The sequence below is a fragment of the Stenotrophomonas sp. genome, assembly GCF_059505245.1.
Window position 1 is genome coordinate 23,491 of sequence record NZ_JCACKF010000023.1, and the last position, 16,145, is coordinate 39,635.

Genomic DNA, 16,145 nt, shown 5'->3' on the forward strand with positions numbered 1-16,145 from the left:
GAGACAGTCTGGCGGAGCCGGGCGATCACGGCAACACACAGCGTGCCCGTAGCCGCGTGAATGCAGGGCCATCAGGCGCCCGGCCCTGCTCATGGAATGGCACCGGCCACCGCGCGGGTGACCGGTGCCGGGGACATCAGGCAGCGACGATGTTCACGATCTTGCCCGGGACGATGATGATCTTGCGCACCGTCAGGCCTTCCATGAACCTGGCCGCGTTGGGCTCGGCCAGGGCCAGCGCCTCGACCTGCTCGCGCGCGGCATCGGCCGCCACCTCGATGGTGCCACGCAGCTTGCCGTTGACCTGCACCGCCAGGGTCAGCGCATCGCGCACCAGCGCGCTGCTGTCGGCCTGCGGGAACGGCTGGTCTTCCAGCAGCGTCTCGCCATGACCCAGCACCTGCCACAGGGCGTGGCTGGCATGCGGGGTGATCGGGTTGAGCAGCAGCACGATCGCCTGCAGCGCTTCCTGGCGCACCGCGCGGCCCTGCTCGCTGCCATCCTCGAACTTGGCCAGCGCGTTCATCAGCTCCATCACCGCAGCGATCGCGGTATTGAAGCTGTGGCGGCGGCCATAGTCGTCACCGACCTTGCCGATGGTTTCATGGGTCTTGCGGCGCAGCGCCTTCTGGTTGGCATCCAGCGCCGCGATATCCAGTGCCGGGGCGGCACCGTCGGCAGCGTGCTTCTGCACCTGGGCCCAGAGGCGGCGCAGGAAGCGGGCCATGCCGTCCACGCCGGCTTCGTTCCACTCCAGCGACTGTTCCGGCGGTGCGGCGAACATCGAGAACAGGCGCACGGTATCGGCGCCGTACTTGCCGACCATCGCCTGCGGGTCCACGCCGTTGTTCTTCGACTTGGACATCTTCTCGGTACCACCGACCACCACCGGCTGGCCGTCGGCGATCAGGGTGGCGCCGGTGATGCGGCCGCGCTCGTCGCGCTGCACTTCCACGTCGGCCGGGTTGATCCAGTCCTTCGAGCCGTCCGGGTTCGGGCGGTAATAGGTTTCGGCGATCACCATGCCCTGGCACAGCAGGTTGCGCGCCGGTTCGTTGCTGTCCACCATCCGCGCGTCGCGCAGCAGCTTGTGGTAGAAGCGGAAATACATCAGGTGCAGGATCGCGTGCTCGATGCCACCGATGTACTGGTCCACCGGCAGCCAGTAGTTGCCGCGCTTGTCGACCGCATCACGGGCACCCGGCGAGGTGTAGCGGGCGTAGTACCAGCTCGACTCCATGAAGGTGTCGAAGGTGTCGGTCTCGCGCTCGGCCGCGCCGCCGCAATCCGGGCAGGTGGTCTTGCGCCATTCCGGGTCGGTCTTGATCGGCGAGCCGGTACCGGCGAAGGCCACGTCTTCCGGCAGCACCACCGGCAGCTGCTCTTCCGGCACCGGCACCGCGCCGCACTTGGCGCAGTAGATCACCGGAATCGGGCAGCCCCAGTAGCGCTGGCGGCTCACGCCCCAGTCGCGCAGGCGGTAGTTGACGCGGCGCTGGCCCTGGGCCTTGCGCTCGAAACGTTCGGCCAGGGCTTCAAAGGCGCCCTGGAAGTCCAGGCCGTCGAATTCGGCCGAGTTGACCAGTTCGAAGGCACGGCTCTTGTCGCTGTACCAGTCCTGCCAGCGGCTACCGTCCCAGTTGCGCTCTTCTTCAGTGCGCGGGTCCTTCAGCGCGATCACCTGCTTGATCGGCAGGCCGTACTTGTTGGCCACTTCATTGTCGCGCTGGTCATGGCCCGGCACCGCCATCACCGCGCCGGTGCCGTAGCCCATCAGCACGAAATTGGCGACCCACACCGGGACCGGCTCGCCGGTGACCGGATGCAGCGCGCGCAGGCCGGTGTCCATGCCGCGCTTTTCCTGGGTTTCCAGTTCAGCCTCGGACACACCGCCCTGCTTCAGGTCGGCCAGCAGCGCGGCCAGTTCCGGATTGTTCTTCGCCGCATGCAGCGCCAGCGGGTGTTCGGCAGCGATCGACACGAAGGTCACGCCCATCACCGTGTCCGGGCGGGTGGTGAACACGCGCAGCGGGTCCAGCGCGCTGCCATCGACATCGCGCACATCGAACTGGATCTCCAGGCCCTCGGAACGGCCGATCCAGTTGCGCTGCATGGTCTTGACCGATTCCGGCCAGCCGTCCAGCTCGTCCAGGCCATCCAGCAGTTCCTGGGCGTAGTCGGTGATGCGCAGGAACCACTGCGGGATCTCGCGCTTCTCCACCAGCGCACCGGAGCGCCAGCCGCGGCCGTCGATGACCTGCTCGTTGGCCAGCACGGTCTGGTCGACCGGGTCCCAGTTCACCACCGCGTTGCGGCGGTAGGCCAGGCCCTTGCGCATCAGGCGGGTGAACATGCGCTGCTCGTGGACGTAATAGTCCGGACGGCAGGTGGCGAACTCGCGCGACCAGTCGATGGCATAGCCCAGCGACTTCAGCTGGCTGCGCATGTGGTCGATGTTCTTGTAGGTCCACGCCGCCGGCGCGGTCTTGTTCTTGATCGCAGCGTTTTCCGCCGGCAGGCCGAACGCGTCCCAGCCCATCGGCTGCAGCACGTTGTGGCCGGTCATGCGCTTGTAGCGGCTGATCACGTCGCCGATCGTGTAATTGCGCACGTGGCCCATGTGCAGCGCACCGGACGGGTACGGAAGCATCGACAGGCAGTAGTACTTCGGCTTGTCCGAAGTCTCGTCGACCTCGAAGGCACGGGTGGCGTCCCAGTACTGCTGGGCGGCGGATTCAACCTGCTGCGGGTCGTAGGCGTTGGTTTCAGCGCTGGTCATGGAACACGCGGATGCGGCGGCAAAGCGGTACAGCGTACCGCAGTGCGGCAAATGGCTCCAATCCTGCCTGCCGGACGCCGGCGCCGCAGCGCTCGGGGAGGCGTCTCAGCGCGGGCGCGACAGCGGCAGGGCCGCCGCCAGCCAGACCAGCCAGCAGGCGAACGCGAGCCGTTGTGCCATCGGCGCCGGCAGTGTGCCCTGCAGGGCGAACGCCGCCAGCGCGGCCAGCACGCCGCAGCCCAGGGCCACTGCGCCCAAGGCCCGGCCATGCGCCTGGCGCAGATGGGACACGCCCAGCAGCACGGTGCCCGCGACGAAACCCAGCACCCAGATCATCCAGGCGCTGGCATGCAGCTGGCTGGCGGGCCCATGCAGGTCATCCACGTCCAGTGGCAGCAGCCCCATCGCGGCAAAGGCCAGACCGGCCAGCAGCAGCATCTGGCTGCCGACCCGTGGCGCCCAGCCAGCGGTGGCCGGCAGACTGCGGCGCAGGCGTTCAGCCACCGCCACCGCCAGCACGCCGGGCAGCACGAAACCCAGCAGATTGAAGGCCAGCGCATGCGGTACACCGCGCGCACCCAGCAGCGCCACCGGGTGGCGAGCCTGGGCATAGCCGTCCAGGCCGGCACCGAAGCCGGCCACGGCCAGGACGAATACGACTGCCGCAAGCAGCCCCAACCAACGATCAAGCCGGACCACGGACATTGCGCGCAATCACCCGGAAAGGAATGGACCACGGCATTGTCGCGGTAGCGGCGCGATGCGCCAAGCGCGGCGCATTCCAGAGCACTTCAATATCCGCCTGCTGCGCCTACCGTGATGCTCGAGGCATGGCAGTTCCGCCCTGTCGCAAGCGCGCCTCCCCATCGAAGCCTGTCGCCTCCGGCTAGTGGGTGATCCACTCGCTGCACTGCGCCCCTGCCGGCCCGCCAGCACCACTCGAGGGCGTACTCCGTGATCGCAGGGTTGAGACCGACATCGATCGTCACCATAGAATCGGTCTCCAGATGCCAAGCGATGCCTCCCCCATGACCGAGACGACCTACGTATTCGACGCCACCACTGCGACCTTCGAGGCCGAAGTCCTGCAGAAGTCGCTGCAGACGCCGGTGCTGGTCGACTTCTGGGCCACCTGGTGCGGGCCGTGCAAGACCCTGGGCCCGATGCTGGAAAAGCTGGCTGCCGAGTACAACGGCGCTTTCGAGCTGGCCAAGGTCGATGTCGACAAGGAACAGCAGATCGCGGCGGCCTTCCAGATCCGCTCGGTGCCCACCGTGTTCCTGGTCAAGGGCGGCCAGCTGGTGGACGGCTTCCCCGGCGCCATTCCGGAAGGCCAGCTGCGTGAATTCCTGGCCCAGCACGGCATCGTGCCGGCCGATGTCGGCGATGCCGCCCCTGAAGATGACGCCCCGCTGGACCCGCAGGCGCAGGTCGACGTACTGCGCGCGCAGATCGCCGCCGAGCCGGACAAGGATGAGCTGAAGCTCGACCTGGCCCTGGCCCTGCTGCAGATCGGCGGCGTGGACGAGGCCGGTACCCTGATCGACGGCCTGCCGGCCAATCTGGCCACCGACGACCGCGCCGTGCGCGCCCGTGCCCGCCTGGCCTTCGCCGCTGCGCTGAAGGATGCCCCGGCGGCCGAGGTGCTGGAGGCCCGCATCGCCGCTGATGGCAAGGATCTCAAGGCCCGCCACCTGCGCGGCGTGCAGCTGCTGCTGGGCGGGCATGACGAGGCCGCCCTGGCGCAGTTCCTGGAAATGCTGCGGATCGACCGTGGATTCGAGGAGGGCCTGCCACGCAAAGCCTTGATCGACGCCTTCAACGTGATCTCCGACGAGGACCTGGTGGGCCAGTACCGCCGCAGGATGGCGTCGCTGCTGTTCTGAACGGAAGCCCGCTCCGTTCAGAATCCCTGCACTGAACGCGGGCAATAATGCGCGCGCTGGCGGCCTTGCGGTCGCCACGATCCGTTCGGGGGGATGAGGTCGGGGCCATGGGGTCTTGCAGCTGCACCCCCGCATTGCCGGGATTGCAAACTGTGACCGTCGTCCGCTCTCTGTCGTTCGCCATGCGTTTAACGGGCGCCCTGCTCTGCGCCCTCCTCCTGCCGCCTGCCATCGCCGGCGCCCAGGACTGGAACTACCGGGTCCGGCCCGGCGACACCCTGTGGGACCTGGGGGGGCTGTACCTAAAACCCTCGGTACGCTGGCAGCAGCTGCAGCAGCACAACCGCATCGACAACCCCTACCAGTTGCCGCCGGGCCAGCTGCTGCGCTTCCCGATCAGCTGGCTGCGCACCGAACCGGCGCCGGCCCGGGTGCTGTCGGTGCGCGGCAAGGTCGAGCTGTCCGGTGCCGATGGCACGGCGACCCGTGCGCTCCAGGCCGGCGAGCAGCTGCATATCGGTGACACCGTGGAAACCGAGGGCGATTCCAGCATCACGCTGGAATTTGCCGATGCCTCGCGCCTGCAGCTGCGCGAATACTCGCGCCTGCGCCTGGACCAGCTCAGCCGCTATGGCCACACCGGCATGGTCGACACCCGCCTGCGCCTGCAGCAGGGGCGCGCCAGCAACCGGGTGACGCCGGCGCGCGGCCCGGCCTCGCGCTACATCATCGATGCACCCACCGCGACCAGCAGCGTGCGCGGCACGGTGTTCCGGGTCAGCGCCGGGGATACCGGGCACGTCGGCGCCACCGAGGTCCTGCAGGGCAAGGTGCAGGTCGGCAACCCCCATGGCCAGCGGCTGGTACGGCCGGGGCAGTCCACCCGCAGCAGCAGCGCCGATGCGGCCCCCGCCGCGGTCTCGGCCCTGCTGCCGGCGCCGGCGCTGCGCAATGACGCGCTGCGCCTGGCGCCGCTGCCGACCCTGCTTGCCTGGGAACCGGTCACTGGCGCCGATCACTACCGGGTGGAAGTGGTGCAGGCGGCAACGCCGGAGATCCTGCTGTTCGCCACCTCCACCGCCGACACCCGGTTGGCGATCGGCGACCTGCCGCCCGGCCAGCTGCGCCTCCTGTTGCGCGCGGTCGACGCACAGGGCGTCGAAGGCATGGATGCGAGCGCCGATTTCGAGCTCAGTGACCAGCCACCGCCGCCGCTGACCGTATCGCCGCTGCATGGGCAGACGATCAACAGCGACCGCCCGCGCTTCCGCTGGAGCCAGGCCCCCGGTGCACGCAGCAGCGTGCTGCAGATCGCCGCCGAACCCAGCTTCCGGCAGCCACTGCAGGAGCAGGCTACCCATGCGACCGACCTGCGCCTGGCGCAACCGCTGCCGCCCGGACAGTACTACTGGCGCGTGGCCTCGCGCGATGCCGAAGGCCACCAGGGCCGCTATGGCCAGGCGCTGCCGCTGCAGCTGAGCAACGAGCCGGTGGACCCGGCACTGCAACCGCCCGAGGCCGCGCACGGCGAGCTCACCCTGCGCTGGCAGGCCGGCAGCGAAGGCCAGCGCTACCGGGTGCAGGTGGATCGCCGCGGTGACTTCAAGGCCCCACTGATCGATGAAACCGTGGCCCAGCCGCAGGTGAGCTTCAAGCGCCCGTGGAGCGGCACGCTGCACGTGCGCGTGCAGTACATCGACGATGACGGCCACGCCGGCGAGTTCTCTCCTGCCCAGCAGATCCCGTTGCCATGCCGCCTGTGCTACGGCGCCGGTGGCGGTGCACTGCTGCTCTGGTTGTTGTTGTGAGGCGCTCGCCGCTGCCATGGTCGAAGCGGATCCTGCTGGCCCTGCTGGCCGGCGTGCTGACCATCGTGGCCAGCCAGGGCCAATGGCTGTGGCGGCAGGACGAGGCGGCCTATGACGCACTGGTCGGCAACTGGGACTACCGCCCCGACCCCAGCGTGCTGATCGTGGCCATCGACGAAGGCAGCCTGCAGCGTATCGGCCAGTGGCCCTGGCCGCGCTCGGTGCATGCCCGCCTGCTGGACCGCCTGACCGATGCCGGCGCCGAACGCGTTGCGCTGGACCTGATGCTGTCCGAACCCGACCGTCGCGACAGCCGCCAGGATGATGAGCTGGCGGCCGCGATCCGACGCAACGGCCGGGTGGTGCTGCCGGTGCTGGCGGCACCGGCGGCCGGCGACCGCATGGCCGAGGAAATGCTGCCGATCCCGCAGATCGCCGCCAGTGCCGCCGCGATCGGCCACACCGATGTCGAGGTGGATGGGGACGGCGTCGCCCGCGGCGTCTATCTGCACGCCGGTATCGGACGGCCGCACTGGCCGGCACTGGGCCTGGCACTGGCCGACCTGCCGGCGGGTGCGGTACGCGGCCTGCCCGACCCCGACCCGGCGCTGGGCTCGCCCTATCAATGGCGTCGCGATGATTACGTGCGCGTGCGCTACGCCGGCCCGCCCGAGCGGCTGCCGCAGGTGTCCTATGCGGACGTGCTCGATGGGCACGTGGATGGAGCGATGCTGCATGGCCGCCGCATCGTGGTCGGCATGACGGCCAGCGGCATCGCGCCTCGCCTGCTGACCCCGACCACCCGCGAGTTCTGGATGAGCGGCAGCGAGTACCAGGCCAACATCACCTCGATGCTGCTGCAGCACAAGCAGATCGACGTGCTGCCGCACGCCTGGCAGCACGCCATCAGTGGCGTGCTGGTGGCGCTGTGCGTGATCCTGCTCGGCCTGCGCCTGCCGTGGCTGGTCGCGCTGTGTTCGCTGCCGATGCCGCCGCTGCTGAGCTGGCTGCTGCTGCGCACCGGTGACCTGTGGTGGGCACCGGCCAGCGCGATGCTGGGCGTGGTGCTGGCACTGCTGGTCTGGGCGGTGTGGCGGATCTCGGCCTGGCACCGCCTGGCCAACCGCGATGCCCTCACCGGCCTGGGCAACCGCCTGCGCTTCGAGCAGTCACTGCAGCAGGAATGCGACGCCGCGCGGCGCAGTGGCAAGCCATTGAGCCTGGCGCTGATCGACGTCGACCACTTCAAGCGCCACAACGACCGCCATGGCCACCAGGTCGGTGACCGCGTGCTGCGTGATGTCGCCCGCCTGATCGGCGCGCATGCCCGTCGCCCGCGCGACATGGCGGCGCGCTACGGTGGCGACGAATTCGCACTGGTGCTGCCGGATACGCCGGCCGAGGGCGCGCGCCGGGTGATCGAGGACCTGATTGCCTGCGTGCGTGCACTGCCGGCGCCGGGCGACGGCAGCGATGACGGCGTCACGCTCACCATCGGGGTATTCACCCGCGTGCCCGACGGTGACCTGCAACCGCACCATTTCGTGGAAGGCGCCGACACCGCCCTTTACCAGGCCAAGGCCAACGGCCGCGACGGGTTCATGATCGACAGCGGGACGTGACTCCCGGGGTGCAACATACGCATGCGAATGGTTAGACTGGGCACCTCGCCTCGCGCCCCGGACCCGCATGAACGCCCGCCTGTTCCGCTTCGGCATCAACCTCTGGCCGCCGTTCCTGTTCACCGGCATCCACGTCACCCGGATCACGCCCGATTACCGGCAGATCGACGTGGCACTGCGGATGCGGCCGTGGAACCGCAATTACGTGGGCACGCATTTCGGCGGCAGCCTGTTCGCGATGACCGATCCATTCTGGATGCTGGGCCTGCTGCACATCCTCGGCCGTGACTATTACGTGTGGGACCGGGCCGGTGCGATCGATTTCCTCAAGCCTGGGCGGGGCACGGTGCGCACTTCGTTCCGCATCGATGATGCACTGCTGGCCGAACTGCGTGCCGAAGCGGCCGGCGGCGAAAAGGTGCTGCGCTGGTTCAGCAACGATGTCGTCGACGAAAGCGGCGAAGTGGTCGCCCAGGTACGCAAGCAGGTGTACCTGCGGTTGAAGCCGCACGCACGCTGATCCAGCACGCGCGCGCTATCCTCGGCCTCCCTGCCATGGAGGCTCCGATGCGCCCGTATGCGCTTGCCACACTGCTGCCCCTGCTGTCCTTCACCGCCCACGCCCTCGACCTGCCACCGGTGCAATATCCGACGCTGCCGGCCCAGGCGGCCAATGCCGCCGGTTTCGTCCCCCAGGGCTGGGCACTTGAATCGAGTGTCGAAGGCGATCTCGACCAGGATGGCCGCGCGGACCTGGTGCTGGTGCTGCGTCAGCAGGCGCCACGCAACGTCATCGAGCACGATGGCTTGGGTCCCTCGCCGTACGACAGCAACCCGCGCATTCTCGCCGTGGCGTGGTCGCGCCCGTCCGGCTATGTGCTGGCGGTGCAGGACCACCAGCTGATACCGCGCCCGGACAATCCGGTGATGAGCGACCCGCTCGAAGACGGCGGCGTCAGCATCCAGCGGGGCACCCTGAAGGTCGCACTGTTTTCATTCGCCAGCGCGGGCAGCTGGTCAATGGGCACGACCGCCTTTACCTTCCGTTGGCAGGACGATGCCTTTGCGCTGATCGGCTACGACCAGAATTCGGTGATGCGCAATTCCGGGCAGACCGAGTCGGTGAGCGTGAACTTCTCCACCGGCAGGGTAAAGCGGAGCGAAGGCAGCATCGAGGACGACAAGGACAGCGTGCACTGGGAGGCCCTGCACAGCCGCCGCCGCTGGACGCTGCAGACCATTGGTGATGGCTGGGCATTCGATCCGCTGGCGGGCAGCGACTGAGACGCTGCTCAGTCGCGCGCAGCAGCGGCCGGGGCGTTCTCCATCACCAGCGGCACCGACAGCCATGGGCTCTCGTCGGTGCTGCGCGACGGTGAACGCCGCGGCACCTGCAGACGGCGGCCATCGGCCGACAGCTGCGGTGCCCGCACCGGCGAGCGGAACTGCGCAGGCAGGCGCTGCAGCGCATCCACCGGATCCTGCGCCTGCTGCCGCAGCCAGCGCTGCGCGCCGATCAGCCGCACCATCGCGGCGGCATCCTGGGTCCGTGACGAATAGGCCGGATAGACCGGGCGGGCAATATCGGTCAGCACGCACCCCAGGATGTTCGACAGGCAGCCAAAGTCATGCTGCGGCGGTGCCGGCACCGGCAGCGGGCGATCCGCTTCCAGCGCCGCCATCGCCGCCGCGCCGCAGGCCCAGCCCAGATTGCCCGCCGCGCGCGCCAGGGTGCTGCTGCGATCCAGGACCAGCACCCCGCCGAATTCCTGCGCCGAAGTTTCGATCGCAGCCCGGCTCATCGCGTACTCACCCTGCATCGCACGGCACAGGCTCTGTTCGGCGGCCAGCATCGGCTGCATTGCCTGGTCGCATTCCGCTGGCAACGGATGGTCGGCCGGCAGTTCGACCAGCATGTCGGCCAGCAGTTGGGCATTGGCCTGCACCAGGCTGGCACCGATGATGCTCTCCACCAGGTAACTGCCGCCCGTCACCAGCCGCCGGCCCAGCTGAAGCCCCCTGCAACTGCCACGCAGCGCACCGTCGATATCGCCCTGCACATAGGCCAGCGCGCGTGCGCTGGTGGCATCGATCATCAGGCCATAGGTCGGCATCGGCACCAGGATGCCGTCGCCCTTGGGCCGGAATGGCGACACGAAGTGGTCCGCATCGGCCAGCTGGTCCAGGCGCGCATGCAGCTGCTGGTGGCCAGCGTGGGCATCGACGAAGCGCTGCGGGTCGGCGCGCACCTGGCCCAGGCAGTCACTGGCGGTTGGCCCGCAGCTGGCCGCCGGTCGTGATCGCAGCGCTTCATGGTCCGCCGCCAGCTGCGGTCCGGCGCCGCCATTGCCGCGCGGATCGGCCTCCCAACGCTGCACGTCGCGGGCCAGGGCCTGTTCGCGCTGGCGCGTGTCCAGATCGTCGAACGCGAGCGTCCACAGCAGCGCAAAACCGTTGTGGCCGTGGACAGGCAGGCGGGCCTGCAGGCGCTGCTGGGCCTGTCGCCGCGATTCCGGCACCGGCCACATGCGCGAGGCGCACCACACCACGATGGCCAGCACCAGAAGGCCTGCCAGGGTCCAACCCAGTCCGCGCAGAATCTTCAACACAGCTTCCCTTCCATGTGCCGTTGCCGCAGTCGATTCCCCAGCGTAATCGACCGGCCGTGACCGCTACAATGCGCACATGTCGCTCGAAGCCCCCGCCCTGGTCCCCCGCCCCTCCCTGCAGCGCCTGTTCCTGACCGGCCTGCTGACCCTGCTGCCGATCTGGCTGACCTGGGTCGTGGTCAAGTTCGTGTTCGTGCTGCTGTCGGGCATTTCCAGCCCGTTGGTGGTGCCACTTTCCGAGCAGATCGCGACAAGCTTCCCGCACTACCTTGGCTGGGTGCGGGCCGAGTGGATCCAGAACACCATCGCTCTGCTGGCCACCCTGCTGGTGATCCTGGCGGTGGGCGTGGCCAGCCGCCGCGTGCTGGGCCAGCGCCTGCTGCGCTGGGTCGGCGCGGTCATCAAGCGCATTCCGCTGGCCAGCATCATCTACGACAGCGCCAAGAAGCTGCTGGACATGCTGCAGACCGAACCGGGCAGCACCCAGCGCGTGGTGCTGATCGACTTCCCGCACCGCGACATGAAGTCGGTCGGGCTGGTCACCCGCGTGATCAAGGAACACGGCACCGACCGTGAACTGGCCGCGGTGTACGTGCCAACCACGCCGAACCCGACTTCGGGTTACCTGGAAATCGTGCCGGTGGAACTGCTGACCCCGACCGACTGGACCGTCGACCAGGCCATGAGCTTCATCATTTCCGGCGGCGCCGTCGCGCCGTCCAGCGTTCCGTTCACGCGCGCCGGCGATCGCAGCGAATGACCGCGGCGCCGATCGAGCGCCCGTTGCAGGACCGCGCGGTCCTGCTGTTCATCGTGCTGGCTGCGTTCTTCTGCGGCAATGCGGTGCTGGCCGAACTGATCGGGGTGAAGATCTTCGCGCTGGAAGACACCCTCGGCATCGATCCGCTGAACTGGAACCTGTTCGGCCAGACCGGTTCGCTCAGCTTCACCGCCGGCACCCTGCTATGGCCGGTGGTGTTCATCATGACCGACACCATCAACGAGTTCTTCGGCAAGCGCGGCGTGCGCTTCATCTCGTGGCTGGCCGTGGTCCTGATCGCCTATGGCTTCCTGTTCGCCTTCGCGGCGATCTCGCTGGCGCCGGCCAGCTGGTGGGTCACCTCCATGGACGGGCACGGCGTGCCGGACTACCAGGCCGCATTCGCAGCGGTGTTCGGCCAGGGCATGTGGACCATCGCCGGTTCACTGGTGGCCTTCCTGCTCGGCCAGCTGATCGACGTGGCGGTGTTCCATCGCATCCGCCAGGCCACCGGCGAGCGCCACGTGTGGATGCGTGCGACCGGGTCCACCGCGATCTCGCAGGTGGTGGACAGCTTCGTGGTGATCTGGATCGCCTTCGTGCTCGGCCCGCAGCACTGGCCGACCTCGCTGTTCCTGGCCGTCAGCAGCGTCAACTACATCTACAAGATGGGCTTTGCAATTGCCCTGATTCCGCTGCTGTACCTGATGCGGCGTGCGATCACCCGCTATCTGGGCGCAGACAGGGCCGCTGCGCTGCGCGCGGCGGCGGCGGCTGACTGAAGCCCCAGCGGCGGCAAGCTGACTGCGCCTTCACGCTGGCCGTACGCGGCCGGATCGTGCAAGCTCCACGGTCTGTGTTCCACGGAAGCTCCTGATGCCGCATCCCACCCGCGCCCTGGCCGCCGCCATCGCCGCGTTGTTCCTGTTCAGTGCCGTGCCGTCGGCCGAAGCAGCGAAAAAGAAGGCCAGCCGCCCTGCCGCCGCGCAGACCCGCCAGGCTGCCAAGCCCAAGGCCAGGCCCGCCCGCGCCACCGCACCGGCGCGTGGCAGCTCGGCACGCCGCGCCGCGCCGCGTCCGGTCGCGCCGGCCCGTGCCGTACCCAAGCAGGTACAGCTGGAGCGCCTGTACGACGAGTACTGGGATGCCTCGATGCGGTTGAACCCGCTGCAGGCCACCTTCCAGGGCGAATCCCGCTACAACGACCAGCTGCCCAACATCCTGTCCGCCGCCTGGCGCCAGCAGTCGCACGACTTCACCACGCAATGGCTGGGCAAGGTCGAGAAGCTCGGCAGTGATGGCCTGCAGGGCCAGGACCTGCTCAGCTACGAGATCTTCGTGCGCGACGCACGCGCCTCGCTGGCCGCCGAGCGCTACCCGAGCTGGATGATGCCGATCAGCCAGTACTACAACATCGGCAGCATCATGGCGATCCTCGGTGCCGGTGCCGGCGCGCAGCCATTCAACACCGTGCAGGACTACGACACCTGGTCGCGCCGTTCGCTGGGCATTCCCGAACTGTTCGACCAGGCCATCGACAACATGCGCCAAGGCATGAAGGCCGGCGTGGTACAGCCGCGCGACCTGATGGAAAAAGTGCTGCCGCAACTGGATGCGGTGATCAAGCCGACCGCCGAAGAGAGCATCTTCTGGTCGCCGATCCGCACCATGCCCAACACCATCCCGGCCGAGGACAAGGCGCGCATCAGCGCCGAGTACAAGCGCATGATCGAACTGCGCATCATGCCGGCCTATCGCGCCCTGCGCGGCTTCATCGCCACCGAATACCTGCCGGCCACGCGCGCCAGCAGCGGCCTGGGCGCACTGCCCGATGGCCAGGCCTGGTACGCCAGCCTGATCGTGCAGACCACCGCCAGCGACCAGACCGCCGCGCAGCTGCACGCGCTGGGCGAGCAGCGCGTGCAGGAACTGCAGGCGCAGATCGCCACGGTGATGAAGGATGCCAAGCTGCGCGGCACCCCCACCAAGCTGCTGCGCAGCATGCGCAACGACCGCCAGTTCCAGTACGGCGATGCCAATGCGCTGATCAACCGTTACCGCCAGGTGCAGCAGCAGGTCAACGCACGCCTGCCGCAGGTGCTGGATACCTTGCCCAAGGCGCCGCTGGACGTACGCGCGGTGGAACCGGAGCGTGCGCTCACCGCCGCTGCCGCTGCCTACCAGCCGGCACTGCCCGGGCAATCCGCGGTGCTGTACGTGAACACCCGCGACCTGCCCGGCCGCAAGCGCTGGAACGTGCCGGTGCAGTACCTGCATGAAGCGATCCCCGGCCACCACGTGCAGCTGGGCCTGCAACAGGAGCTGGCCAAGCTGCCGCGCTTCCGCCGCCTCGGTGGCGATCTCGCCTTCGTCGAAGGCTGGGGCCTGTACGCCGAAACGCTGGGCGAGGACCTGGGCATCTACACCGATCCCTACGACCGCATCGGCTACCTGTACTCGCGCCTGCTGCGCGCCGCCCGCGTGGTGGCCGATACCGGCGTGAATGCCCAGGGCTGGAGCAAGCAGCAGGCTGTCACCTACCTGCAGAAGACCGTGGACATGAGCAGCGACGATGCCAACGCCGAAGTCGAGCGGGTCATGGCCCAGCCTGGCCAGGCACTGTCGAACGTGGCCGGCCTGACCACCATTGTCGCCCTGCGCGACAAGGCCAGGGCGCGCCAGGGCGCCGCCTTCGACCTGCGCCGCTTCCACGCCGAACTGCTGAAGGACGGCTCGATGCCGCTGGACGTGCTGGACCGCAAGATGGAACGCTGGATGGCCCAGCCGGCCAGCGCCACGCCCGCCCCGTCACTCTGAGCCTTCCGGAGCCGCCATGCGTCCTGCCGTCGCCCTGTTCGCCGCCGTGCTGGGCCTGCTGCCGCTGGCCACCGTTGCCGCACCGGTGCTGGCCCCACCGGATGCGGGCATCGACGGCCTGATGCAGGCCTACGACGGCCAGGTGCCCGGCGCCGCCGTACTGGTGCTGCATGACGGCAAACCGGTATTCCGGCGCGGCTATGGCCTGGCGGTGGTGGAGGACGGCACGGCGGTCACCGCGGCCAGCAACTTCCGGCTGGCCTCGGTCAGCAAGCAGTTCACCGCTGCGGCGGTGTTGCTGCTGGTGGAAGATGGCCGGCTCGGGCTGGACCAACCTGCCCGGCAATGGCTGCCCGAACTGCCCCCGGCTGCGGCCGCCATCACCATCCGCCAGCTGCTCTCGCATACCGGTGGCCTGCCCGACTACGAAGACCTGATGGACCCGGCTGATGCTCGGCAGGTGCATGACGCCGATGTGCTGACCCTGCTGTCGCGCCAGGACCGGCTGAACTTCGCGCCCGGCACGCAGTACCACTACAGCAACAGCGGCTATGCGCTGCTGGCACTGATCATCGGCCGCGCCTCCGGCCAGGATTTCGCAGCCTTCCTGCAACAGCGCATCTTCCGCCCGCTGGGCATGGCCCACACCGTGGCCCATCAGGACGGCATCGATACCATCGCCGCACGCGCCTATGGCTACAGCTGGATCGATGGCCGTTGGCGGCGCACCGACCAGAGCACCACCAGCGCCGTGCTCGGCGATGGCGGCATCTATTCCTCGCTGGACGACCTGGCCCGCTGGGATGCGGCGCTGTACGACGACCGCCTGCTGTCGAAGGCCTCGCGCCGCGCGATGTTCAGCCCCGCCACATCGACGCCCGAACCGGATGTACCGCACTACGGGTTCGGCTGGCGGCTGAATGGCCCCGTGCAATGGCACAGCGGCGAGAGCATCGGCTTCCGCAACGTGATCGTGCGCCACCCGGAAAAACACCTGACCGTGATCGTTCTGACCAACCGCAACGACCCCGAACCCTATCCGCTGGCGCTGAAGATCGCCCAGCGCTGGCTGGACACCCTGCAATGACCGCCGATTCCGGTGCCCTGCTGGGCATCCACCACGCCGCACTGATCTGCAGCGACTACGCACGTTCAAAAGACTTCTACGTGCGCATCCTCGGCCTGCGCGTGCTGGCCGAGAACCACCGCGCCGCGCGCGATTCCTGGAAGCTGGACCTGGCCCTGCCCGACGGCGGCCAGCTGGAACTGTTCTCCTTCCCCTCGCCGCCGCCCCGTCCCAGCCGCCCGGAAGCCCAGGGCCTGCGCCACCTCGCGTTCCGGGTGACTGCACTGGAACCCTTCATCCAGCGCCTGGCCGCGCATGGTGTCGCCTGCGAACCGATCCGCGTGGACGAGTACACCGGACGCCGCTTCACCTTCTTCGCCGACCCCGACGACCTGCCACTGGAGCTGTACGAAGCCGGTTGACGTCCCCGGGGGTCAGATCCCTTTTCCGTCGGAAAAGGGATCTGACCCTATCGCCGCCACCGGAAACGTCATCCACGCATGGCATGGATCTGTGTCGACCAAGGTCGACACCCACCAACCGCACCAGCACCGGCAGATCGCCGGAAACTGTCGAAGGCGGGGCATTGTGGGTTTGCGGGGTGTGAGCCGCATGGATGCGGCGACCAAGCCCCCAGGGACGGGTTTACGGCGGCCCCGCAAACCCACAGTGCCCCGCCATCCCTCAGCAAGTCCGCTTTTGCTGTTGCTCCGGCTGTTGCGGCTGCCTCTGCAGGTGCAGGGCGCAGCCCTGCAAAGCCCCCCTTCCCCATACCCCGCCGAATGGGTATACAGTCGA

At 68.5% G+C, this 16,145-nt stretch carries 13 protein-coding genes; 10 read left to right on the forward strand and 3 right to left on the reverse strand.

Features of this window, described 5'->3' with window-relative positions:
* Positions 1–136 precede the first annotated feature (136 nt).
* Both leuS and AC5JLE_RS09965 read right to left on the reverse strand, forming a co-directional pair.
* A complete protein-coding gene (gene leuS, locus AC5JLE_RS09960; RefSeq protein ID WP_496065260.1) occupies positions 137–2,779 on the reverse strand; it encodes a leucine--tRNA ligase in 2,643 nt (880 codons plus the stop codon).
* 105 nt (positions 2,780–2,884) lie between these two features.
* A complete protein-coding gene (locus tag AC5JLE_RS09965; protein WP_075076259.1) occupies positions 2,885–3,484 on the reverse strand; it encodes a DUF998 domain-containing protein in 600 nt (199 codons plus the stop codon).
* A gap of 323 nt (positions 3,485–3,807) precedes the next feature.
* Here AC5JLE_RS09965 and trxA point away from each other — a divergent pair, with 323 nt between their 5' ends.
* From trxA to AC5JLE_RS09990, 5 genes are all read left to right on the forward strand, one after another.
* Positions 3,808–4,665, forward strand: coding sequence for a thioredoxin (gene trxA, locus AC5JLE_RS09970; RefSeq protein ID WP_014038035.1), 858 nt, complete (start codon positions 3,808–3,810; stop codon positions 4,663–4,665).
* Positions 4,666–4,772: 107 nt separating this feature from the next.
* Positions 4,773–6,473, forward strand: a complete 1,701-nt coding sequence (locus tag AC5JLE_RS09975) for a FecR family protein (RefSeq protein ID WP_069116171.1) — start codon at positions 4,773–4,775, stop codon at positions 6,471–6,473.
* The gene (locus tag AC5JLE_RS09980) at positions 6,470–8,095 is read left to right on the forward strand and encodes a CHASE2 domain-containing protein (RefSeq protein ID WP_496065261.1); all 1,626 of its coding nucleotides are present in this window, start codon (positions 6,470–6,472) and stop codon (positions 8,093–8,095) included. Before AC5JLE_RS09975 ends, AC5JLE_RS09980 begins: the two co-directional genes overlap by 4 nt.
* A gap of 67 nt (positions 8,096–8,162) precedes the next feature.
* Complete coding sequence (locus AC5JLE_RS09985; protein ID WP_049447139.1) at positions 8,163–8,615, forward strand: DUF4442 domain-containing protein; 453 nt, start codon at positions 8,163–8,165, stop codon at positions 8,613–8,615.
* Between the two features lie 47 nt (positions 8,616–8,662).
* A complete protein-coding gene (locus AC5JLE_RS09990) occupies positions 8,663–9,379 on the forward strand; it encodes a hypothetical protein (RefSeq protein WP_164167172.1) in 717 nt (238 codons plus the stop codon).
* An 8-nt stretch (positions 9,380–9,387) separates the two neighbouring features.
* Here AC5JLE_RS09990 and AC5JLE_RS09995 read toward each other — a convergent pair whose 3' ends face one another.
* Entirely contained in the window at positions 9,388–10,704 is a 1,317-nt protein-coding gene (locus tag AC5JLE_RS09995) for a hypothetical protein (RefSeq protein ID WP_134967183.1), read from the reverse strand.
* Positions 10,705–10,780: 76 nt separating this feature from the next.
* Here AC5JLE_RS09995 and AC5JLE_RS10000 point away from each other — a divergent pair, with 76 nt between their 5' ends.
* From AC5JLE_RS10000 to gloA2, 5 genes are all read left to right on the forward strand, one after another.
* Positions 10,781–11,464, forward strand: coding sequence for a DUF502 domain-containing protein (locus AC5JLE_RS10000; RefSeq protein ID WP_014647956.1), 684 nt, complete (start codon positions 10,781–10,783; stop codon positions 11,462–11,464).
* Positions 11,461–12,246, forward strand: coding sequence for a queuosine precursor transporter (locus tag AC5JLE_RS10005; protein WP_164167170.1), 786 nt, complete (start codon positions 11,461–11,463; stop codon positions 12,244–12,246). Before AC5JLE_RS10000 ends, AC5JLE_RS10005 begins: the two co-directional genes overlap by 4 nt.
* A gap of 94 nt (positions 12,247–12,340) precedes the next feature.
* The gene (locus AC5JLE_RS10010) at positions 12,341–14,281 is read left to right on the forward strand and encodes a DUF885 domain-containing protein (protein ID WP_049404664.1); all 1,941 of its coding nucleotides are present in this window, start codon (positions 12,341–12,343) and stop codon (positions 14,279–14,281) included.
* Positions 14,282–14,297: 16 nt separating this feature from the next.
* Positions 14,298–15,368, forward strand: coding sequence for a serine hydrolase (locus AC5JLE_RS10015; RefSeq protein ID WP_197557269.1), 1,071 nt, complete (start codon positions 14,298–14,300; stop codon positions 15,366–15,368).
* A complete protein-coding gene (gene gloA2 / locus AC5JLE_RS10020; protein WP_100450437.1) occupies positions 15,365–15,769 on the forward strand; it encodes an SMU1112c/YaeR family gloxylase I-like metalloprotein in 405 nt (134 codons plus the stop codon). The genes AC5JLE_RS10015 and gloA2 overlap by 4 nt, the downstream gene beginning before the upstream one ends.
* Positions 15,770–16,145: the final 376 nt, after the last annotated feature.